Origin of the sequence: Vaginisenegalia massiliensis (assembly GCF_900604935.1) — a bacterium.
GTDB lineage: Bacteria > Bacillota > Bacilli > Lactobacillales > Aerococcaceae > Vaginisenegalia > Vaginisenegalia massiliensis.
Map to the genome: position 1 here is coordinate 12,877 of NZ_UWPC01000005.1, position 21,860 is coordinate 34,736.

The 21,860-nt window shown below is 38.5% G+C and carries 29 protein-coding genes; 1 reads left to right on the top strand and 28 read right to left on the bottom strand.

Translation table 11 applies throughout. From position 1 onward, the window contains the following. Positions 1–16: 16 nt before the first annotated feature. Genes rplR through rpsJ form a run of 18 tightly spaced genes read right to left on the bottom strand, consistent with a single transcriptional unit; the run spans position 17 to position 7,975 of the window. Entirely contained in the window at positions 17–370 is a 354-nt protein-coding gene (gene rplR, locus EIH20_RS04320) for a 50S ribosomal protein L18 (protein ID WP_164470862.1), read from the bottom strand. 45 nt (positions 371–415) lie between these two features. Next, a complete protein-coding gene (gene rplF / locus EIH20_RS04325; protein WP_124058146.1) occupies positions 416–952 on the bottom strand; it encodes a 50S ribosomal protein L6 in 537 nt (178 codons plus the stop codon). Positions 953–995: 43 nt separating this feature from the next. Continuing rightward, a complete protein-coding gene (gene rpsH / locus EIH20_RS04330; RefSeq protein ID WP_124058147.1) occupies positions 996–1,394 on the bottom strand; it encodes a 30S ribosomal protein S8 in 399 nt (132 codons plus the stop codon). A gap of 31 nt (positions 1,395–1,425) precedes the next feature. Then, positions 1,426–1,611 (bottom strand): type Z 30S ribosomal protein S14, encoded by a 186-nt coding sequence (locus tag EIH20_RS04335; protein WP_124058148.1) that lies wholly within the window; start codon positions 1,609–1,611, stop codon positions 1,426–1,428. Positions 1,612–1,628: 17 nt separating this feature from the next. Beyond that, the gene (gene rplE / locus EIH20_RS04340; RefSeq protein ID WP_124058149.1) at positions 1,629–2,171 is read right to left on the bottom strand and encodes a 50S ribosomal protein L5; all 543 of its coding nucleotides are present in this window, start codon (positions 2,169–2,171) and stop codon (positions 1,629–1,631) included. A 24-nt stretch (positions 2,172–2,195) separates the two neighbouring features. Further along, complete coding sequence (gene rplX, locus EIH20_RS04345) at positions 2,196–2,501, bottom strand: 50S ribosomal protein L24 (protein ID WP_124058150.1); 306 nt, start codon at positions 2,499–2,501, stop codon at positions 2,196–2,198. Between the two features lie 28 nt (positions 2,502–2,529). Further along, the gene (rplN, locus tag EIH20_RS04350) at positions 2,530–2,898 is read right to left on the bottom strand and encodes a 50S ribosomal protein L14 (RefSeq protein ID WP_124058151.1); all 369 of its coding nucleotides are present in this window, start codon (positions 2,896–2,898) and stop codon (positions 2,530–2,532) included. A 34-nt stretch (positions 2,899–2,932) separates the two neighbouring features. Further along, positions 2,933–3,199, bottom strand: coding sequence for a 30S ribosomal protein S17 (gene rpsQ, locus EIH20_RS04355; protein ID WP_124058152.1), 267 nt, complete (start codon positions 3,197–3,199; stop codon positions 2,933–2,935). A gap of 22 nt (positions 3,200–3,221) precedes the next feature. After that, entirely contained in the window at positions 3,222–3,416 is a 195-nt protein-coding gene (rpmC, locus tag EIH20_RS04360; RefSeq protein ID WP_066124384.1) for a 50S ribosomal protein L29, read from the bottom strand. Continuing rightward, positions 3,406–3,840 carry a 50S ribosomal protein L16 gene (rplP, locus tag EIH20_RS04365; protein WP_124058153.1) on the bottom strand — a complete coding sequence of 145 codons (435 nt, stop codon included), beginning with the start codon at positions 3,838–3,840 and terminating at the stop codon, positions 3,406–3,408. Before rplP ends, rpmC begins: the two co-directional genes overlap by 11 nt. Positions 3,841–3,842: 2 nt before the next feature. Further along, the gene (rpsC, locus tag EIH20_RS04370; RefSeq protein WP_124058154.1) at positions 3,843–4,499 is read right to left on the bottom strand and encodes a 30S ribosomal protein S3; all 657 of its coding nucleotides are present in this window, start codon (positions 4,497–4,499) and stop codon (positions 3,843–3,845) included. Positions 4,500–4,502: 3 nt separating this feature from the next. Continuing rightward, positions 4,503–4,859: a 50S ribosomal protein L22 gene (gene rplV / locus EIH20_RS04375; protein ID WP_124058155.1), complete on the bottom strand. Its 357-nt coding sequence runs from the start codon at positions 4,857–4,859 to the stop codon at positions 4,503–4,505. Positions 4,860–4,876: 17 nt separating this feature from the next. Continuing rightward, positions 4,877–5,158: a 30S ribosomal protein S19 gene (gene rpsS / locus EIH20_RS04380; RefSeq protein ID WP_124058156.1), complete on the bottom strand. Its 282-nt coding sequence runs from the start codon at positions 5,156–5,158 to the stop codon at positions 4,877–4,879. 33 nt (positions 5,159–5,191) lie between these two features. After that, on the bottom strand, positions 5,192–6,022 hold the full coding sequence (gene rplB / locus EIH20_RS04385) for a 50S ribosomal protein L2 (RefSeq protein WP_124058157.1): 831 nt from the start codon (positions 6,020–6,022) through the stop codon (positions 5,192–5,194). 34 nt (positions 6,023–6,056) lie between these two features. Next, positions 6,057–6,350, bottom strand: a complete 294-nt coding sequence (locus tag EIH20_RS04390; RefSeq protein ID WP_124058158.1) for a 50S ribosomal protein L23 — start codon at positions 6,348–6,350, stop codon at positions 6,057–6,059. Next, positions 6,350–6,973 (bottom strand): 50S ribosomal protein L4, encoded by a 624-nt coding sequence (rplD, locus tag EIH20_RS04395; protein ID WP_124058159.1) that lies wholly within the window; start codon positions 6,971–6,973, stop codon positions 6,350–6,352. Before rplD ends, EIH20_RS04390 begins: the two co-directional genes overlap by 1 nt. A 30-nt stretch (positions 6,974–7,003) precedes the next feature. Continuing rightward, positions 7,004–7,639 (bottom strand): 50S ribosomal protein L3, encoded by a 636-nt coding sequence (gene rplC / locus EIH20_RS04400; protein WP_124058160.1) that lies wholly within the window; start codon positions 7,637–7,639, stop codon positions 7,004–7,006. 27 nt (positions 7,640–7,666) lie between these two features. Continuing rightward, positions 7,667–7,975 (bottom strand): 30S ribosomal protein S10, encoded by a 309-nt coding sequence (rpsJ, locus tag EIH20_RS04405; protein WP_124058161.1) that lies wholly within the window; start codon positions 7,973–7,975, stop codon positions 7,667–7,669. A gap of 450 nt (positions 7,976–8,425) precedes the next feature. On the opposite strand from rpsJ, the gene EIH20_RS04410 reads away from it, so the two are divergent. Further along, the gene (locus tag EIH20_RS04410) at positions 8,426–9,652 is read left to right on the top strand and encodes a hypothetical protein (RefSeq protein ID WP_124058162.1); all 1,227 of its coding nucleotides are present in this window, start codon (positions 8,426–8,428) and stop codon (positions 9,650–9,652) included. 116 nt (positions 9,653–9,768) lie between these two features. On the opposite strand, the gene EIH20_RS04415 is transcribed toward EIH20_RS04410, so the two are convergent. The 10 genes from EIH20_RS04415 to rpsL form a co-directional block, all read right to left on the bottom strand. Next, positions 9,769–10,698 (bottom strand): ABC transporter ATP-binding protein, encoded by a 930-nt coding sequence (locus EIH20_RS04415; RefSeq protein WP_124058163.1) that lies wholly within the window; start codon positions 10,696–10,698, stop codon positions 9,769–9,771. Then, the gene (locus tag EIH20_RS04420; RefSeq protein WP_124058164.1) at positions 10,691–11,767 is read right to left on the bottom strand and encodes an ABC transporter ATP-binding protein; all 1,077 of its coding nucleotides are present in this window, start codon (positions 11,765–11,767) and stop codon (positions 10,691–10,693) included. The genes EIH20_RS04415 and EIH20_RS04420 overlap by 8 nt, the downstream gene beginning before the upstream one ends. Positions 11,768–11,769: 2 nt before the next feature. Beyond that, a complete protein-coding gene (locus EIH20_RS04425; RefSeq protein ID WP_124058165.1) occupies positions 11,770–12,825 on the bottom strand; it encodes an ABC transporter permease in 1,056 nt (351 codons plus the stop codon). Between the two features lie 2 nt (positions 12,826–12,827). Beyond that, positions 12,828–13,760, bottom strand: coding sequence for an ABC transporter permease (locus EIH20_RS04430; protein WP_124058166.1), 933 nt, complete (start codon positions 13,758–13,760; stop codon positions 12,828–12,830). Between the two features lie 126 nt (positions 13,761–13,886). Next, positions 13,887–15,509, bottom strand: a complete 1,623-nt coding sequence (locus EIH20_RS04435) for a peptide ABC transporter substrate-binding protein (RefSeq protein WP_124058167.1) — start codon at positions 15,507–15,509, stop codon at positions 13,887–13,889. 359 nt (positions 15,510–15,868) lie between these two features. Next, positions 15,869–17,095: a mechanosensitive ion channel gene (locus tag EIH20_RS04440; RefSeq protein ID WP_124058168.1), complete on the bottom strand. Its 1,227-nt coding sequence runs from the start codon at positions 17,093–17,095 to the stop codon at positions 15,869–15,871. Between the two features lie 117 nt (positions 17,096–17,212). Continuing rightward, positions 17,213–18,400 (bottom strand): elongation factor Tu, encoded by a 1,188-nt coding sequence (tuf, locus tag EIH20_RS04445; protein ID WP_124058169.1) that lies wholly within the window; start codon positions 18,398–18,400, stop codon positions 17,213–17,215. A 141-nt stretch (positions 18,401–18,541) separates the two neighbouring features. Continuing rightward, positions 18,542–20,632 carry an elongation factor G gene (gene fusA / locus EIH20_RS04450; protein ID WP_124058170.1) on the bottom strand — a complete coding sequence of 697 codons (2,091 nt, stop codon included), beginning with the start codon at positions 20,630–20,632 and terminating at the stop codon, positions 18,542–18,544. An 86-nt stretch (positions 20,633–20,718) separates the two neighbouring features. Beyond that, positions 20,719–21,189, bottom strand: a complete 471-nt coding sequence (rpsG, locus tag EIH20_RS04455) for a 30S ribosomal protein S7 (protein WP_124058171.1) — start codon at positions 21,187–21,189, stop codon at positions 20,719–20,721. 49 nt (positions 21,190–21,238) lie between these two features. After that, positions 21,239–21,652, bottom strand: coding sequence for a 30S ribosomal protein S12 (gene rpsL / locus EIH20_RS04460; RefSeq protein ID WP_124058172.1), 414 nt, complete (start codon positions 21,650–21,652; stop codon positions 21,239–21,241). Positions 21,653–21,860 lie beyond the last annotated feature (208 nt).

Below are 21,860 nucleotides of genomic sequence, written 5' to 3' on the forward strand. Positions count from 1 at the left end.
AGGTGTCCTCCTTCTCTTAAAATTCTAGGCCGTTTTCACGAGCGCCATCTGCTAGAGCTTTGACACGACCATGGTATAAATACCCACCGCGATCAAATACAACTTTTTTAACGTCTTTAGCGGCACCACGTTCAGCAATTAGTTTGCCGACCATTGTAGCTTGTTCTACTTTAGTTCCTGAAACAGCTTCATCTAGTGAAGAGGCACTTGCAAGCGTCACACCCGCTACGTCATCAATTAATTGAGCGTAGATATGCGTATTTGAACGGAATACGTTTAAGCGTGGGCACTCAGCAGTACCAGAGATTTTATTTCTTACACGTCCATGTCTTTTTAAACGGACTTTGTTTTTATCTGGTTTAGAAATCACAATTGTCACCTCTTTAATATTATTTGCATAATCAGTTTAGGTCGACTATTTACCTGTTTTACCTTCTTTACGACGTACGAATTCGTCAACGTAACGGATACCTTTACCTTTATATGGTTCTGGTGGACGTACGCCACGGATGTTTGCGGCTAATTCGCCAACTTTTTCTTTGTTGAAACCGTGAACGATGATCTTAGTATTTGATGGAACATCGATATCAACGCCTTCTGATGGTTCAAATTCAACTGGGTGAGAAAGTCCAACGTTAAGGACTAATTTGCTACCTTGTTTTTGAGCACGGTAACCAACCCCAATTAAGTCTAATTCTTTTTTGAAACCAGTTGATACACCTTCTACCATGTTAGAAAATACTGAACGGGTAGTTCCGTGTAATGAACGGTTTTCTTTTGAATCATTTGGACGAGTGAATGTAACTTCGTTTTCATTGATATCCATTTGGATATTTGGGTGGAAGTCACGAGTTAAAGTACCTTTAGGTCCTTTGACAGTCACTGTATGACCGTTAACTTCAATGGTTACGCCTGCTGGGATGATGACTGGTTTTTTACCAATACGACTCATTAGGCTGCACCTCCTTATTTTATTTTATAATATTTGGATAAGATTACCAAACGTAAGCTAATACTTCGCCGCCGACACCTTGTTGACGCGCCTGTTTATCAGTAATCACACCATTAGATGTTGAAATCATAGCGATACCTAAGCCATTTAATACTTTTGGTAGATCTTCTGATTTTGAATAGATACGTAAACCTGGTTTAGAAATACGTTTGATACCTGTGATAACTTTTTCATTGTTCTTGCCATATTTCAAGAAGATTTTGATTTCTCCTTGTTTATTATCTTCAGTTACTTCGTAGTTTTTGATGAATCCTTCTTGTTTAAGGATTTCAGCAATGGCTACTTTCATTTGTGAAGATGGAGCAGAAACAGTTTTATGACCCACGCTGTTCGCGTTACGAATACGTGTTAAGAAATCTGCGATTGGATCTGTCATAACCATATTTATTTACCTCCTTTAGATAGTTCTTGGATTACCAGCTAGCTTTTTTAACGCCAGGGATTTGACCTTTATAAGCAAGTTCACGGAAGCAAATACGGCAAAGTTTGAATTTACGGTAAACTGAGTGTGGACGTCCGCAACGTTCGCATCTTGTGTACTCTTGAACTTTGAACTTAGGGGTACGTTGATTTTTGTTAATCATTGATGTTTTAGCCAATTAAATTCGCCTCCTTATTATTTTTTGAAAGGCATGCCTAATTCTTTTAATAAAGCATGTGATTCTTCGTCAGTGTTTGCAGTTGTTACGATAACGATATCCATACCACGTACTTTGTCTACGTTATCAAAGTTGATTTCTGGGAAAATTAATTGTTCTTTAACACCCAATGTATAGTTACCACGACCATCAAAGGCTTTGTTGCTGATTCCTTGGAAGTCACGTACACGAGGTAAAGAAACCGTAATTAATTTGTCCAAGAAGTCATACATACGTTGGCCACGTAAAGTTACTTTACAACCAATTGGCATTCCTTCACGTAAACGGAAACCAGCGATTGATTTCTTAGCTTTAGTGATTACTGGTTTTTGACCTGATAGAAGGGTTAATTCATCAACAGCTTTTTCTAAGTTTTTAGCGTTAGAAGTAGCATCGCCAACCCCCATATTAATCACAATTTTTTCAATTTTAGGCACTTGCATAATTGAAGTGTAGTTGAATTGTTCTACTAATTTTGGTGCGATTTCGTTTGTGTATTTAGCTTTTAAACGATTTTCCATTAAATGGGCTCCTCCTTTCGGCTATTAGTTGATAGTTTCGTTTGATTTTTTAGCAAAACGTACTTTTTTGCCATCTTCCATGCGGTATCCTACGCGTGTAGCATTTCCTGATTTAGGATCCACTAATTGCACGTTTGATACATGGATTGGAGCTGGAATTTCTTCGATTCCGCCTTGGCCACCTTGAGATGGTTTAGTATGTTTTTTTGCAATATTTAAGCCTTCAACGATAACTTTATCTGCTTTAGGTAATGTTTTAAGTACAGTTCCAGTTTTGCCTTTATCCTTACCAGCAATTAACTTAACTGTATCGCCTGTTTTAATACGCATGTATGTTTCCCTCCTTCGTAATTTATGTTTATAAAACTTCTGGAGCTAAAGAAACAATCTTCATGTAGTTGTGGTCACGTAATTCACGTGCAACTGGGCCAAAGATACGAGTTCCACGAGGGCTCTTATCGTCACGAATAATGACACATGCATTTTCGTCAAATTTGATATATGAACCATCTTTACGGCGTGCTCCTGATTTAGTACGTACGATTACCGCTTTAACAACGTCACCTTTTTTAACAACCCCACCGGGTGTTGCGTGTTTTACCGTCGCAACGATTACATCCCCAATGTTAGCAGTTTTACGGTTTGATCCACCTAAAACCCTAATAGTTAACACTTCACGTGCTCCTGAATTGTCAGCGACTTTTAATCGACTTTCTGTTTGAATCATTTCGATGTCCTCCTTCCGAGATTAACTTGTACTATTAGATGATTACTGCTTCTTCAACAATCTCTAATAAGCGGAAGCGTTTCGTTGCAGATAATGGACGAGTTTCCATAATGCGAACGATGTCGCCTTCTTTTGCACGATTTTCTTCATCATGCGCTTTATATTTCTTAGAGTATTTAACACGTTTACCATACTTAGGATGAGTTTTACGTGTTTCAACTAATACGGTAATGGTTTTATCCATTTTGTCTGATACAACCCGACCTTGATATACTTTACGTTGATTACGTTCTTCAGTCATTTAGTTTGCCTCCTTCGCTGTCTTACTTAGACAATTCTTGTTCGCGCAAGACTGTTTTGATACGAGCAATTGATTTACGTACTTGACGTAAACGGGCAGTGTTTTCTAATTGTCCAGTCGCCAATTGGAATCGAAGGTTGAATAATTCTTTTTTGAATTCTTGTTCCTTTGCTACCATTTCAGCAGTGGATAATTCTCTAATTTCTTTAATTTGCATTCGATTCACCACCATATTCTTCACGTTTTACGAATTTTGTTTTAAGCGGTAATTTATGTGAAGCAAGACGTAAAGCTTCGCGCGCAACTTCTTCAGATACGCCGTCAATTTCAAACATAATTTTTCCGCGTTTTACAGGAGATACCCATCCTTCAGGTGCCCCTTTACCAGAACCCATCCGGACCCCGATAGCTTTAGCAGTATAAGATTTGTGAGGGAAAATTTTAATCCATACTTTCCCACCACGTTTCATGTAACGAGTCATAGCGATACGGGCTGCTTCGATTTGACGGTTAGTGATCCATGAAGCTTCGACCGCTTTTAAACCATAAGAACCAAATGCAACTTCTTTACCACCTTTTGCTTCCCCGCGCATTTTGCCACGGAATTCACGACGGTGTTTTACACGTTTAGGTACTAACATGATTATTTTCCTCCCTTCTCAGTGTTCTTCTTTGTAGGTAAGATTTCACCACGGCAAATCCAAACTTTAACGCCTAATTTACCATAAGTTGTGTCTGCTTCTTCCCAAGCGTAATCGATATCTGAACGAAGTGTGTGTAATGGAACTGTTCCTTCAGAGTGCATTTCAGCACGAGCGATATCTGCACCATTTAAACGGCCAGAAACCATTGTTTTGATTCCTTTAGCGCCAGCTTTCATAGTACGTTGGATGGCTTGTTTTTGAGCACGACGGAATGCTACCCGGTTTTCTAATTGTTTAGCAATGTCTTCTGCTACTAATTTAGCATCTAATGAAGGTTCTTTGATTTCCACGATGTTCATGTGGACTTTTTTGCCTGTCATTTTGTTTAATTCAGCACGAATTGCATCTACTTCAGATCCACCTTTACCGATAACCATACCTGGTTTAGCTGTATGAACTGAAACGATGACGCGATTAGCGGCACGTTCGATTTGGATCGTTGAAACAGAGGCATCAGCTAATTTCTTGTATAAGAATTTACGGATGGCTAAGTCTTCGTGTAGGTATTCTGCAAAGTTTTTGTCTGCATACCATTTTGCGTCCCAGTCACGAATGATGCCAACACGCATTCCTATTGGATGTACTTTTTGACCCATGAATTATGCCTCCTCTTTTTCTGATACCACGATTGTGATGTGGCTTGTGCGTTTGTTGATTGGTGAAGCTGAACCTTTTGCACGAGGAGTAAATCTCTTCATGGTTGGTCCTTCATTAACGAATGCTTCACTTACGTATAAGTTTTCTAAGTCTAAATCGTAGTTGTGTTCAGCGTTCGCGATTGCGGACATTAACACTTTTTCTACAACTGATGCACTTGCGTTTGGAGTGAATTTCAAGATTGAAATTGCTTCTCCGATTTTTTTGCCTCTGATAAGATCTACAACTAAGCGAACCTTACGTGGGGCAATACGAACTGTTTTAGCAACAGCTTTTGCAGATGTGATTTGTTCTGTCATTTTATTACCCTCCTTAATTAGCGTTTCTTAGTTTTCTTATCGTCAGCTGCGTGACCTTTATAGGTACGAGTTGGTACGAATTCACCTAATTTATGTCCAACCATGTCTTCTTGAATGTACACTGGTACATGTTTACGGCCATCATATACCGCAATAGTCAACCCAATAAAATTAGGGAAGATGGTAGAACGACGTGACCATGTTTTAATTACTTGTTTTTTAGTATTTTCTGCTTGTTCTTCAACTTTTTTCATTAAATGAGCATCACAGAAAGGTCCTTTTTTCAAACTACGACTCACAGTGTAGCCTCCCTTCGAATTAATTAACTAGTCTTATTTTTTACGAGAACGAATGATTAACTTGCTAGATTTAGCTTTCTTAGAACGTGTTTTTCTACCAAGTGTTGGTTTGCCCCATGGTGACATTGGTGATTTACGTCCGATTGGAGCACGGCCTTCACCACCACCGTGTGGGTGATCATTAGGGTTCATTACCGATCCACGCACTTCAGGACGTTTAGACATCCAACGTGCACGACCTGCTTTACCAATGTTAACTAATTCGTGTTGTTCATTACCAACAACTCCGATAGTTGCACGGCAAGTAGATAAGATCATACGAACTTCGCCTGAATTCAAACGAATTAAAGTGTATTTACCTTCTTGACCTAATACTTGAGCACTTGTACCGGCTGAACGGATTAATTGTCCGCCTTTACCAGGTTTTAACTCAATGTTATGAATGAATGAACCAACTGGGATGTTTGCTAATGGTAATGCATTACCGATTTGGATATCAGCATTTTCCCCTGATTCAATCTTTTGACCTACTTTTAGTCCTTTTGGAGCTAAAATGTAAGTTTTGATACCATCTTCATAGTGTACTAAAGCGATGTTAGCAGTCCGGTTTGGATCGTATTCGATCGTTGCGATGGTTCCTACTACATTGTCTTTGTTACGTTTGAAGTCGATGATACGGTAAGCGCGTTTGTTACCGCCACCTTGGTGACGAACGGTAATTTTACCTTGGTTGTTACGACCTGCGTTTTGTTTTTGTGATGATAATAATGTTTTTTCTGGTTTACTTACTGTAATTTCAGAAAAATCATAGCCCGTCATGTTACGACGGCCGTTTGAGGTCGGTTTATATTTTTTAAGCGCCACTATTTGTCCCTCCTATTTCGATATTTTCTGGAAATTATTCAGCTTCAGCGAATAATTCAATATTCTTAGAATCTTCAGTTAAAGTTACGATTGCTTTTTTGTAACGACGAGTAAAGCCAGTGTAACGGCCCATGCGTTTTGCTTTAGGGTGTACGTTAACAGTATTTACTTGAGCTACTTTAACACCTTCAAACATAGCTTCAACAGCTTGTCTGATGTGGGTTTTGTTAGCACGACGATCAACTTCGAACGTATATTTTCTTTCGTCCATGCCGGCCATTGATTGCTCAGTCACGATTGGACGTAATACTACTTCAGATAATTCCATTATGCTAAAGCCTCCTCTACTGTTGAAAGTGCAGCTTGCGTAATTAATACTTTGTCGTAGTTAATTACATCTAAAACATTCACGTTTAAGTCATCGATAACTTTAACATTTGGAATGTTACGAGCTGATAAGTAAGCATTGGTATTTTCGCCTTCTAAAACGATCAATAATTTAGAATCAACTTTTAAGTTGCCTAATACATCTTTGAACGCTTTTGTTTCTGGCTTGTCAAAGCTTAAGCTATCCACAACAACGAATTTTTCTTCTGCCACTTTTTGTGATAATACTGATTGTAAAGCTAAGCGGCGAACTTTTCTTGGTAATTTGTAACTGTATGAACGAGGTGTTGGTCCAAAGACTGTTCCTCCGCCAACCCATTGTGGTGAGCGTGTTGACCCTTGGCGGGCACGACCTGTTCCTTTTTGACGCCATGGTTTACGTCCTCCACCGCTTACTGCACTTCTGTTCTTAACAGCGTGAGTACCTTGGCGTAATGAAGCACGTTGCATGATAACTGCGTCGAAGATCACTGATTCATTTGGTTCAATTCCGAAAATCGCATCGTTTAATTCAACTTCTCCGATTGAAGAACCGTCTTGTTTAAATAAAGTAACTTTTGGCATTCTCTCGTTCCTCCCCTCTTATGTAATTAATTATTTAACTGTTTTAATTGCTTGTTTAACTTCAACTAAAGATTTTTTAGATCCTGGGACATTACCTTTGATTAAGATAACGTTGTTTTCTGGATCAACGGCTACGATTTCAAGATTTTGAATCGTTACGCGTTCGCCACCCATTTGACCTGGTAAGTTTTTACCTTTGAATACTTTAGAAGCATCAGACGCCATACCCATTGAACCAGGACGACGGTGATAACGAGAACCGTGAGCCATTGGTCCGCGGCTTTGGCCGTGACGTTTGATTGCGCCTTGGAAACCTTTACCTTTGGATGTACCCGTCACATCGACGATGTCACCAGCTGCGAAAGTTTCGACTGTGATTTCTTGTCCTAATTCGTATTCTCCAAGCTCAACATCACGAATTTCGCGAATGAAGCGCTTAGGAGTAGCATTTGCTTTTGCTACATGACCTTTAGCAGGTTTGTTTGATAACACTTCACGCATGTCTTGGTAGCCCAATTGAACTGCTTCATATCCATCGTTTTCCATTGTTTTAACTTGTAAAACAACGTTTGGTGTTGCTTCGATAACAGTAACTGGAACTAATTCACCATTAGCTGTAAAGAATTGTGTCATACCTACTTTTTTACCTAAGATTCCTTTGGTCATGAGTACACCTCCATTTATGTTTTATTTTTATAATTTAATTTCTACGTCTACGCCACTTGGTAAGTCTAATTTCATTAAAGCGTCTACTGTTTTAGGTGTTGGCTCTAAAATATCAATTAAACGTTTGTGCGTACGCATTTCAAATTGTTCGCGAGAATCTTTATATTTGTGTGTTGCACGAATCACTGTGTACAATGAGCGTTCTGTTGGCAATGGAATTGGACCTGCCGTTTTAGCTCCTGTTCTTTGTGCTGCTTCAACAATCTTAGTTGCTGATAAGTCCAACGCACGGTGTTCATAAGCCTTCAAGCGAATGCGAATTTTTTGATTTGCCATTTTCTTTCCTCCTTCGTCAATTTTATAAAATGACTAGCTCCACAAGAATTTCCGACCAAGCTCTTCCGTGGCAAAGCGGCCGGGCGTGTCGCAACCTCTCATTTCATAGCTAAAAACCCTATTCTATAGGGGGTGGTGAGCTTTTTGGGCATAAAAATCCCTATAAGCACAACAAAATTATTATACACAAAACAAAAAAGAGAAGCAAGCACTATTCAAAAGATTTTTATATTTCTATCTAATATCGTCTTTTGACTCGTTTCTTTTCGAAATTTTAAAAATGATTATAGAGATTTATCTTTTATTAATTTGTCGTCGTGCTGCTTTAAGTAACGACCTTTCAGCACAGTTTAAACTCGACAAATCCGTTGAATTTTCCGAGCCTTTTCGCTAGTGATTACGCTTTCTTTAAGGTAAAATTAATTTATCAAAAAATTAGGAGGTTCATCTATGAACAAAAGGTCCATTTTGTTAAGTGCTAGTATTTTGTTGTTAATGGGTCCGGGATTTGCTACAGCTCAAGAACTATCAAAGACAGACTCAAGTTCTGAGACATCGCAAGCTGCTGATGCAACAACTTCAGAATCGTCATCTACTGAATCATCAACAATCGATTGGGCTCCTGCCGAAGCAGCTCTTAAAGAAAAGTTAGAAGCAAAAGAATTAAACCAGTTATTCTCTTCTGAAGGATTAGTAGAAGATTTATCAAAAGATAACATTGATTACAAAATTAATGGTTACGCATTGTATGAAGCAACTGAATTCTCTAAAGATTTCTCCATTCAGTTTGGCGACCAAACCGATAAAGGCGGAATCCTTTTAGTAGATGTAACCGTTAAGAACAACTCAGACAAGCCCGTTTCAACTGGCGTGAATGGGCACGCTGAAATCACAGGAATCGATACTTACTTCACCGATAACTCAGATATCATGTCAGATGACTTGAGTTGGTTCCGTAAAACGATGGACGCTCAGAATGTATTAGAGCCTAATCAAGAATTCCATGGAATCATGGCGATTGCTATTAAACCAGATGCTTTAGAAAAAGCAAAAGAAAACGGCATCATCAATTTCGAAACCCACTATATTAATGAAAAAGATTCAACAGACCCAACAACCGAGATCATCAAACCTAAGTTAATTCAATTAGCGACTTCTTCTCAAGGCCAAGAAGCTGCAACAGCTGCCAAATCTTTCTATGAAGACAAAGCGACCTCTGATAACATGGGAACCAAAACAATGATTAAGGAATATTCAAAACCTCAAACAGACACCTTCGAGGATATCGATGTAACCATTAATGGTACTCAAATAGTAGATTTCGAACCAAACGAAGAAGAAGCGGCTCGCTTTGAAAACTTTAAAGACGGAACCGTCTTAGTAACTTCAGATGTCGTCATTAAAAATAATTCTGAAAAAGAATTACAATTCGGTACAACTTCAGGTAAATTGACTTTAAACGATAGCGTTTATATGTTAAATGAAGGAATGTTACAACATTCTACTACTGAAACTTTAAAACCTGGTGAAGAAAAACAAATGTACTTAGTATTCGCCATGTCTAAAGATGATTATGAACTATACAAAGATCGTAGCTTTGTTATTCAAGTAAATCTTTATGATAAAGAATTCGCAACCATCAATACTGGCGATGAATTATCATTCACCATTCAATAATTCCTTACAAAAAGAAGCAAGTCGGAAGATAGTTCCGACTTGCTTCTTTTTTATATGTTTGCAAATACTTCATTTCCAAGTATCCCATTCACACGATAGGATACAAAAACCCGTTATTAACGGATATATTGGTCAATTTTATCTGCTTCCATCCAGACTGAATGGGTTGGACTAAGTTGATGTTCAACGCCTTTTTGATAATCAAAACCAGAGGTAGCATAATCATAGACTTTTGAAACTCGATTTTTTTCAACCCTAGGATTAGCATGAGGTATCGCCGATAACAAGGACTGAGTGTAAGGGTGAACGGGATGATTAAATATTTCTTCTGTTGTTCCGGTCTCTAATAAGTGGCCCAAATGAAGGACTCCAATCCGATCCGAAATATATTTGACCATGGCCAAGTCATGGGCGATAAACAAGAGTGAAAGATTTTTTTCTTTTTGAATATCTTTCATTAAATTAATAATTTGCGCTTGGATGGAAACATCTAAAGCTGAAATAGCTTCGTCAGAAATAATCAACTGAGGATCCATAATCAAGGCTCTAGCAATCCCTACCCTTTGTCTTTGTCCACCAGAAAATTGATGAGGGTAACGATCTGCAAAATCAGCTGATAAACCAACGCGTTCAAGGATCTCCAAACCTTTTTCTTGACGTTCCTTAGCATCTTTATATAAACCATGAATTTCTAGTCCCTGAACTATACTTTCAATAATTTTTTTACGAGGATTCAATGATGCCATAGGATCTTGAAAAATCATCTGCATTTTTGTTCGAAGCATTTTTTCTTGTTGACGATTTAACTTACCACTAATTTCTTGACCATTAAAACGAATTGACCCATCTGTTGGCTCGTATAGTCGAATCAGCGATCGCCCAATAGTTGACTTACCCGAACCCGACTCGCCGACTAAGCCGTAGGTTTCTCCAGGGTAGATGTTGAAACTAACTCCGTCAACAGCCTTTACCACGAAATACTTATCTCCATCAAAATGCTGTTTCAAATTATGAACTTCCAAAAGAGGCTGTAGTTCTTTAGTCACGCCCTTCACCCACTTTCACCATACGTTCAATCCGCTTACTCAAACTCACTGGCATTTTAACTGCCGGAGCATCAGGATGTACCAACCAAGAAGCCACATAATGGCTTGACGATAATTTAAACATTGGAGCTTCAATACGCTGATCTATTTTTAAGGCAAAATCATTTCGAATAAAGAATGGATCTCCTTGCTTATGATGAGCCAAATTAGGCGGGTTACCTGGGATTGTATATAACTTCTCAGTTTTAGTTTCCAAATCTGGCATAGCCGATAATAAGCCCCAAGTATAAGGATGTCGAGGTTGATAAAAAATATCTTCAACACTTCCTTTTTCCACTATTCTTCCGGCATACATGACACTAACATAATCGGCCACTTTGGCCACCACACCCAAATCATGGGTAATGTAAATCACCGCAATTCCTGTTTTGAGTTGAATTTGTTTAATTAATTCTAGAATTTTGGCTTGAACTGTCACATCCAATGCAGTAGTCGGTTCATCACAAATGAGTATCTCAGGATCACAAGCTAAAGCAATCGCAATCACAATCCGCTGCCTCATTCCTCCTGATAACTGATGGGGATATTGCTTCATACGTTTATCGCCATCATGAATACCTACTAAATCTAATAATTTCAAAGCTTTAGCTCGCGCTTCTTCTTTTGGCGTTTGATAATGGATGAACATCCCTTCCATAATCTGATCACCTATGGTCATAGTTGGATTCAAGGAGGTCATCGGATCTTGGAAAATCATAGCAATTCGCTTACCATTAATCTTACTGCGCATCGTCTGCTTGGATAACTGCAACAAATCAACTTCAATTTCTTGACCTTGTTCTTGATATTTAAAACGAATTTGACCCGAGTCAATGGTCTGATTCTTAGCTTGAATTCCCATAATGGTCTTTACCGTGACGGATTTCCCTGAACCTGACTCGCCTACAATAGCCAACGTTTCTCCCCGGTATAAATCCATGTCTACCTGTCGAATCGTTTGAATCTTGCCCCTAGCTGTTGAGAAAGAAACGGTTAGGTTACGCATCTCTAAAATTTTGTTTGCATCCATTTTTACACCTCCTTCATTGTCGGATCTAAACCATCTCTTAAACCATCAGCCAATAAGTTAAAGCTCAGCATAATTAAAGCTAATACTAATACCGGTGGAACTATCATGAATGGAGCAGCTAAAAAAGATTTAAATGAATCTGAAATTAAAGATCCTAGAGATGCCATCGGCATCGGAATACCAATACCAATAAAGGCCAAAAAGGCTTCTGTAAAGATAGCATTAGGAATTGAAAACATCGACATAATAATTAACTGAGCAAAAATGTTAGGCAGAATTTCCTTGAAAATGAGAGTCCATGAGTTAGCACCTAACGTTTTAGCCGCTAAAACAAACTCCAAATTTTTTAATTTTAAGATTTGTGCCCGAGCTACACGAGCCATCCCAATCCAACCAGTCAATGCAATCGCAATTGTAATCGACAACAAACCTGGTTTAAGGACCAAGATAAGCAATGTCACGATAACTAAACTAGGAATCCCGTTAATAATTTCGATAATCCGTTGCATGACCATATCTACTTTGCCACCAAAGTAACCCGAAATTAATCCATAACTGATTCCAACAAAGATATCGACCACCACTGCCACCAAGGCGATATAAAGTGAGATACGCGTCCCTTCCCAAGTTCGAGTGAAAATATCTCGGCCTAACGTATCTGAACCAAACCAATAATACGTATTTTCTTTACCAGGCTGACTCTTATACTTATTAATTTCTAGTGTAGCGGTTGAGCTTCTCATTGTTTGACTACCATCGAAAATTCCTAACTTTTCAACACCCTGAATCCGAGGAGCCATACTCTCATTACCCGTAATTTGTTGGTTATAGGTATAACCGCTAATCATAGGCCCCACAATGGCCAACAAAATAATAATGAGAATCATATAAAAGCCAAAAACTGAGCCCTTATTCCGTTTAAATTTCCTCAAGAATTGTTGAAAATGTGACTCACGAATATAAACCTCTTGTTGGCCAACTTGACTCTTTTTATCCGCCCATTCAAAATCATCAGCCTGAAATTTGATTTCATTAAGATCGACTTGTGATTCTATCATATTCAAGCTCCTTTCGTAATATGAATCCGCGGATCCAATACACCATACAATAAGTCCACCACAAACATAACCCCAATAAACATAGCCGAGTAGATAAAGGAAATGGCTAAAATCACATTATAATCATTCGATTGAATAGCCTGAATCAACAACTGCCCAATCCCTGGAATTGAAAAAATCTTCTCAATAACTAAGGAGCCTGTCATCAGTCCGACTACCAAGGGAGCCAAAACAGTCAAAATAGGAATAGCCGCATTACGCAAGACATGCTTATAAAACAAACGAAACCCTGTCACTCCCTTACTTTCAGCTAAAAGAATATAATCCGATTGCAAGACTTCAATCATTTCAGTCCGCGTAAACCTAGCTACAGAAGCCATCGTAAACAAACTTAATGAGATAGCAGGCAAGACTAAACTCCGACTCTTATCAGCTAAATCAAACAGAATAGGAAACCATTGATGTTTAAAGCCAAAATAATAAGATAAGGCTAAAGCCATCACATATGAAGGAACACTGACGCCGATTACAGAGAGGATGGTTGCAAATGTATCCCAAATTGTATTTTGTTTGAAGGCAGCTACTGATCCAAAAATTAAACCAACGACCGTTCCGAGCAAAATAGCCCATCCACCCAACTCAAGAGATAAAGGAAAACGTGTTTCTAATAAAGAAGCTACTGGAACATCCCGTGAAATAGAAAAGGACAAGCCAAAATCTCCCGTTACCATATTCTTCAAATAAGTCAAAAACTGCACGAATAATGGCTGGTCTAGTCCATATTTTGCTGCTAAAAGCGCACGCTGATCTAGAGATAGTTTCTCATCATTAAAGGGAGATCCTGGCATAAAATGTAATAGCATAAACAAAATAAACAAAATTAACAGTAAAGTGGCTAACGATATGAGTGTTCGCCGCAAAATATAGCGCTTCATGTTTGACCCCTTTCTTTATTGAGTGCTCATAAGTATCAAAAATATTCAGACTGCCCGTTTTCATACTTGCGGAGGGATAATCCCAAGCATATGCACAAGCAGTCTGAATGGTTCATCGAGATTGGCTTATTGTTTAGTTACCTTATTATATTGACGCGGAACACCCACCGTATTAAATTGAATCCCTTTAACATTGGCTTTCGTCATGATTGCGGCTGATTTTTGATAAACTGGCAAAACAGCTCCTTGGCTCAAAGCGATTTTTTCAGCTTTTGCAAAAGCTTCAAATCGTTCTTTAGGCTTTTGAACAAGTGAACCTGTCATAGCGTCAGCATATAATTGATCATATTCTTTATTTGAATAAGATTCATAATTATAGTTACCACCGGTTAGTAATAATTGAAGATAAGTTGATGGATCCTTATAATCTGGTCCCCAACGTGTTAAGCCTAATTCATAGTCTCCTTTATCCATCCGTTGTAAACGATTCTTTTTAGGAACTTGTTCAATTTGAATGTCCACACCCGGTAAGGTCGATTCAATCTGAGCTTCAAGAGATTGAGAGACATTAATTGAAGCTTCTGTATCCTCACATAAAAGTTTAAATTTAAATTTATCTTTACCCAGTTCTTTTTTTGCTTGTTCGTAGAATTTTTTAGCTTTGGCTTGATCCGATACCATTAAGTCTTTTCCAGCCATTTCCCGATAATCCTTTCCGTCTGGTCCATTCACAATTTTAGTTGGTACAAGATACGTAGCAGGCAGAGATCCATCTTTCAGAACGTTTTCAACAATAGTCTTACGATTAAAAGCTGTCCCTAAAGCTAAACGTAGATTTTGATTAGCTAAATCTTTATTCTTTTCATTTGGTGCAATATACCAAAGATAACTTCCCTCTACTGATTTAAATTCAGGATCTGCCTTGAATAAGTCCACCTGTTCACCCGATAAACTAATGAGATCAACGGATCCTGTCTGATAAGCTAGAACGGCTTGTTGGAAATCTTTAATGACTTGATACTTAATACCATCTAATTTAATAGCATTCTTATTGTAATAATGGTCATTTTTAACTAATTCGAAGGAAGAACCTGCTGGTTGATAGTTCGCCACTTTAAATGGACCATTTGCTAAAATTGTATCGGCTGAAGTAGCGTACTTACCTTTGGTTGATTCAAAGAATTTTTGGTTAATTGGATAGAAAGGCGGGAAAGCCATTAAGTCATTAAAAAAGGCCGTCGGCTGTTCCAACTTCACTTCCAGTGTTTTGTCATCAAGAGCCTTAACCCCTAATTCTTCTACTTTCTTCTTGCCCGAAATAACATCTTTACCATTCTCAATTGAGGCAATATCTAATAAATCCGAATACTCAGAAGCAGTTTTTGGATCAGCTAGACGACGCCATGCAAATACGAAATCTTGCGCTTTAACTGGATCGCCATTAGACCACTGAGCCTCTCTTAACTTGTAAGTAATCGTTTTCCCATCTTGGCTTGTCTCAACCTTTTCTGCCAAGGCTGGAACGGCATTCCCTTTTTCATCTTGAATCATTAACCCTTCACTAATAGCCCCCATTACTTCAAAGGAAGTTCCGTCTGTGGCTACGCATGAATCGAGTGAGGAAGGTTCGACTTCTACTTGCACGTTTAAAACTTGACCTTGAGCCAATACTGGTGCGGCAGGTAATAATGCTCCTCCCAATAAAGTCAGTAACATAAATTTATTAAACCACTTAAACCTCATTTTCATTTTTACTCCTCCGTTGTATTAGAATTTAATGAGATTGTAGCGTTTCAAAACGGTTTAGTCAATACTTTTATTAAAATAAGATTAATAATTATAATTTGATTTTAATATTTATTATCTGTATGATAAATATTCGTTATTGCGATGGAATTGCATTTTTGAATATGGAATGGAATAACTTCTTCTTTTTCTCATTTTATTCTCATTAAATCGTATGTATTCAAGTAAATAAAAAAGTTGCCCACCAACAGTTGACTGTTAGTTAGCAACTTAATAAACACTTTTCTATTATTTCCAAATAATTATTTAGTTATTAGATTTCCAATTAATCTTGAATTTCTCCTACTTTAATCAGGTAGGAATTAATCATTTTGATTGCGCTGAGATGAATCTTCATTCAAAGCATGATCGATTCTTTCCAATTGCTTGGCTGCAAAATCACGCCCTCCCAAACCGAAAGCTAAAGCAAAAGCAAAGGAAATCGAACCTAAAATTAAAACAAAGCCAGTGCTGACAATGGTTTGAGCGAATTTTAGTTGATCTAGGGTCATAAAGACCGATAAGATAATTAACCCATAACGGACAAATTCACCAAATAACTTACTACCCGATACCTCAGACAAGAAAGAGCCTAAAATATTACCACCAATTACACCAAGCGCCAAAATAATAAAGGCACTCAGAAGAAGGGGCATATAGGCTATGATAGCATTACCTATATTATTTAACACTTCAAGTTTGAGAACCGATAAAGCTTCTACAATAAAGAATATCATTAGGACACCGCGTAGAATTTGAGCCGTAACATTAGAAATACGAATCACAGATTGTCCTTTAAAATTTAAATGTTTTGAATATTGATCAATTCCCGAAGTTGCCAGTAAACTCTCGATTAAATCACCAATTAGTTTAGCAATAAAAGAACCTACGATTAAAAGAACAATCGCTACGAAAATATTAGGTATGGTGCTTAGTACCTGATTTAAGACACCAACAATCGGAACAGAAATCGATTTAATACCCATCGTTTCTAAGGAGACGGTCAAAATAGGAATAAAAATCAAGACATAGACTACCGAAGCAAGAACTTCTGCCATCGATAATTCGGACTTTTCTATACTATCTTGTGCTCCAGTTATTTTATCAAACCATCGATCTACCTTCATCGTCTCTAGAATGTTTTGGACAAGTGATTTTACAAATTTACAAAAATAAGAACCAACGACCAAGATAATAATAGCTGCCACTAAATTCGGAATATAACTCAAGAATTTATTGAACATATTCACAATAGGATCCATTACTCCGCCCACATTTAGCCCACTTAAGACTACCGGTAAGAAAAATAGAATAATGACAAAGTAAAGAATAGACCCTATCGTATCGATATAGACATCACTTTCCTGGTCATTCTTAGCCATGCCCCATTTGATCAAATTTTGATCAAAGCTAAGTTTTCGCAAGAGACGACCTAACGATTTTTTAGCGATTGTCGCTAATATAACAGCTACAATTAGTATTAAGACCGCACCTAAAACACCAGGAAGCTCACGGGAAAATGAACTAATTAATTCGTTCCATTGTGACATGCTGTCACTCCTTTACATATTCTTTTCATCTTAAGTATAGCATGCATAAGACCCGTCACCAAGGACTGATTAAATAAAAAAAGCGCTCCGAAGAGCGCTTCAAAAACAAGATTAAAATTAAGCTTCGATTGAAGAAACCACACCAGCACCAACAGTACGGCCGCCTTCACGAATAGAGAACTTAGTTCCTTCTTCGATAGCGATTGGGTGGATTAATTCTACAGTCATAGCTACGTTATCACCAGGCATTACCATTTCAGTACCTTCTGGTAATTCACAAATTCCAGTTACGTCAGTTGTACGGAAGTAGAATTGTGGACGGTAGTTAGTGAAGAATGGAGTATGACGTCCACCTTCTTCTTTAGATAATACGTACACTTCAGCTTTAAACTTAGTGTGAGGAGTGATTGAACCTGGTTTAGCTAAAACTTGTCCACGTTCGATTTGATCACGAGTTACACCACGTAATAAAGTACCGATGTTGTCACCAGCTTCAGCGTAATCTAATAATTTACGGAACATTTCAACACCAGTAACAGTTGTTTTACTGATTTCTTCAGCGATACCAACGATTTCAACTTCGTCGCCGACGCGAACTTGTCCACGTTCAACACGACCAGTTGCTACTGTACCACGACCAGTGATTGAGAATACGTCTTCGACTGGCATCATAAATGGTTTGTCAGTGTCACGTTCTGGTTCTGGAATGTAAGCATCAACTTGTTCCATTAATTCCATAACTTTTTCTTCGTATTCTTCTACGCCTTCTAAAGCTTTAAGAGCTGAACCAGCTACGATTGGAGTATCGTCACCAGGGAATTCGTATTCAGATAATAAGTCACGAACTTCCATTTCAACTAATTCTAATAATTCTTCATCGTCAACCATGTCAGTTTTGTTTAAGAAAACAACGATATAAGGAACACCTACTTGACGTGATAATAAGATGTGTTCACGTGTTTGAGGCATTGGACCATCAGCAGCAGATACTACTAAGATAGCACCGTCCATTTGAGCAGCACCAGTGATCATGTTTTTAACATAGTCCGCGTGTCCTGGGCAGTCAACGTGAGCATAGTGACGAGTAGCTGTTTCATACTCAATGTGAGAAGTGTTGATTGTGATTCCACGTTCTTTTTCTTCTGGAGCGTTATCGATTTGGTCGTATGAACGAGCTTCACCAAAACCTTTTTTAGCTAATACAGTTGCGATTGCAGCTGATAAAGTAGTTTTACCATGGTCAACGTGTCCGATGGTACCGATATTTAAATGGGGTTTAGAACGATCAAATTTTTGTTTTGCCATTTTGAGTATTTCCTCCTAAAGTTTAATGTACTTGTTTTATAGATTTAAAATTAAACCTACCAAAGATAATTATACAGAGAAATCCGCTTAAAATCAATCATTAGGCGGATATTCCCCGCATGATAGAACAATCCTTACTGATTATTCTTCTGATTTACCACCGTATTTTTTGATGATTTCTTCAGCGATTGATTTAGGTACATCTTCATAGTGATCGAAAGTCATTGAGAAGACACCACGTCCTTGAGTTGAAGAACGTAATGTAGTCGCGTAACCAAACATTTCAGATAATGGAATCATTGATTTAACGATTTGAGCATTACCGCGTGTTTCTGTACCTTCGATACGACCACGACGAGAGTTAACGTGACCCATTACATCACCTAAATACTCTTCAGGAACTGTAATTTCTACAGCCATCATTGGTTCTAAGATTGATGGATTAGCTTTCTTAGCCGCCGCTTTCAATGCCATCGATGCAGCCACTTTGAAGGCTGTTTCAGATGAATCGACATCGTGGTAAGAACCATCGTATAACTTAGCTTTGATATCTACCATTGGGAAGCCAGCTAAGACACCATTTTCCATTGCATCTTTAAGACCTGCTTCAACTGCTGGGACATATTCACGAGGAACAACCCCACCGACAATCGCATTTTCAAATTCGAAGCCTTTTCCTTCTTCATTAGGTGTGAATTCAACCCATACGTGACCGTATTGACCTTTACCACCTGATTGACGAACGAACTTACCTTCAGCTTGACATGAAGAGCGGAATGTTTCACGATAAGATACTTGTGGTGCACCTACTGTTGCGTTTACTTTGAATTCACGTTTCAAACGATCAACAATGATATCTAAGTGAAGCTCACCCATACCAGCGATAATTGTTTGACCAGTTTCATGGTCAGTAGACGCACGGAAGGTTGGATCTTCTTCAGCTAATTTACCTAAAGCAATACCCATTTTATCTTGGTCAGCTTTTGAATCTGGTTCAATCGCTACTTCGATAACTGGTTCAGGGAATTCCATTGATTCTAAGATAACTGGAGCTTTTTCATCACATAATGTGTCACCAGTGGTGGTATTTTTCAAACCAACAGCAGCTGCAATATCACCAGAGAATACTTCAGGAATTTCTTGACGTGAGTTGGCGTGCATTTGAAGAATACGACCAACACGTTCACGAACGTCTTTAGTTGCATTCTTAACATAAGAACCTGACTCTAACGTTCCTGAATATACCCGGAAGAAAGTTAAACGTCCTACGAATGGGTCTGTCATAACTTTGAAGGCTAAAGCTGAGAATGGTTCTTCATCACTTGCATGACGTTCAGTTTCAGTTTCTTCATAAGGTACAATACCTTTGATAGCTGGAACATCTAATGGCGATGGTAAGTAGTCAATAACACCATCAAGCATTAATTGTACCCCTTTGTTCTTGAAGGCAGAACCACAGAACACTGGGTAGAACTCAACATTAACAGTCGCTTTACGGATAGCTGCTTTAAGCGTATCGATATCGATTTCTTCGCCATCTAAGTAAGACATCATTAATTCTTCATCAGTTTCAGCAACTGCTTCAACTAACTTCATGCGCCATTCTTCAGCTAATTCACGCATTTCTTCAGGAATTTCACGTTCTTCAATGTTTGTTCCTTCGTCATTTGTGTAGTATTCAGCTTTCATGGTCAACAAGTCAATAATACCTTGGAAGTTGTCTTCAGAACCGATTGGTAATTGCACTGGGTGTGCATTTGCTTGTAAACGTTTGTGGATTGTATCTACAGAGTATAAGAAGTCTGCACCGATTTTATCCATTTTGTTAACGAATACGATACGTGGAACGCCGTAAGTAGTAGCTTGACGCCATACCGTTTCAGTTTGTGGTTCAACACCTGATTGCGCATCTAATAAAGCAACCGCACCATCTAATACCCGAAGAGAACGTTCAACTTCAACAGTGAAGTCTACGTGTCCAGGAGTGTCGATGATATTTACACGGTGGTTTTTCCATTGAGCTGTTGTAGCAGCAGATGTGATGGTGATACCACGTTCTTGTTCTTGTTCCATCCAGTCCATTTGTGAAGCTCCTTCGTGAGTTTCACCAATTTTGTGGATACGGCCAGTATAGTACAAAATACGTTCAGTAGTTGTCGTTTTACCAGCATCGATATGGGCCATGATACCAATGTTACGTGTTTTTTCAAGAGAAAATTCTCTCTTCGCCATGTATATTTACCCCTCTTTCAAATTTGTGAGTTGATGTCAAAAGACACTGCCAGTAGTAAAACACTCTGACAGTATCATTATAAATCTTACCAACGGTAATGTGCAAAAGCTTTGTTAGCTTCAGCCATTTTATGCATGTCTTCACGTTTCTTAACAGAAGCACCGGTATTGTTAGCCGCATCCATTAATTCGCGAGCAAAACGCATTTCCATGGTTTTCTCACCACGTAAACGTGAATAGCTTACTAACCAACGAACAGCTAATGTATAACGACGTTCTGGACGAACTTCAACTGGTACTTGGTAGTTAGAACCCCCTACACGGCGAGCTTTAACTTCTAATAATGGCATGATGTTTTCAATAGCTTGTTCGAAAACTTCCATTGGATCTTGACCGGTTTGTTCACGAACGATATCAAACGCTGAGTATAAGATTGAAGCTGCTTTACCGCGTTTACCATCGACCATCAAACGGTTAATTGTACGAGTTACTAATTTTGAGTTGTAAATTGGATCTGGCAAAACGTCACGTTTCGCGATTTGTCCTTTACGAGTCATTCAAAATCCTCCTTTCTGGATATGGTTAATTAAGTAGTAGATTGGCTAATTAGCCTCTTGGTCTCTTAGTTCCGTATTTAGAACGTCCTTGCATACGGCCGTTTACACCAGCTGTATCCAAAGCGCCACGAACGATATGGTAACGTACCCCTGGTAAGTCTTTTACACGTCCACCACGGATAAGAACAACGCTGTGTTCTTGTAAGTTGTGGCCGATACCTGGGATATAAGCCGTTACTTCCATCAAGTTTGATAAACGTACACGGGCATATTTACGTAAAGCTGAGTTAGGTTTCTTAGGTGTCATAGTGCCGACACGGGTACATACACCACGTTTTTGAGGTGAGTCGTTATCGGTTTGAGACTTTTTGAAACTGTTATAACCTTTATTCAAAGCTGGCGAATTTGATTTCACAACTTTAGATTTACGAGGTTTCTTAACTAATTGATTAATTGTTGGCATTAAAGGTCCTCCTCCCATCACTTGTTCTAGTCCACACATCCAAGTGTGTCATTTTATATTAAAAATAATAAACACCCCAGTCGGGTGATTACTATTGGCGGGTGAATCTAAGGCAGTCAGCACGACTGATTTACAGGAATCTGTCAATAAAAACACCTTAGACATCATAACATGTCCCCCAAAGAGAGTCAACCACTCCAGGCGTTTT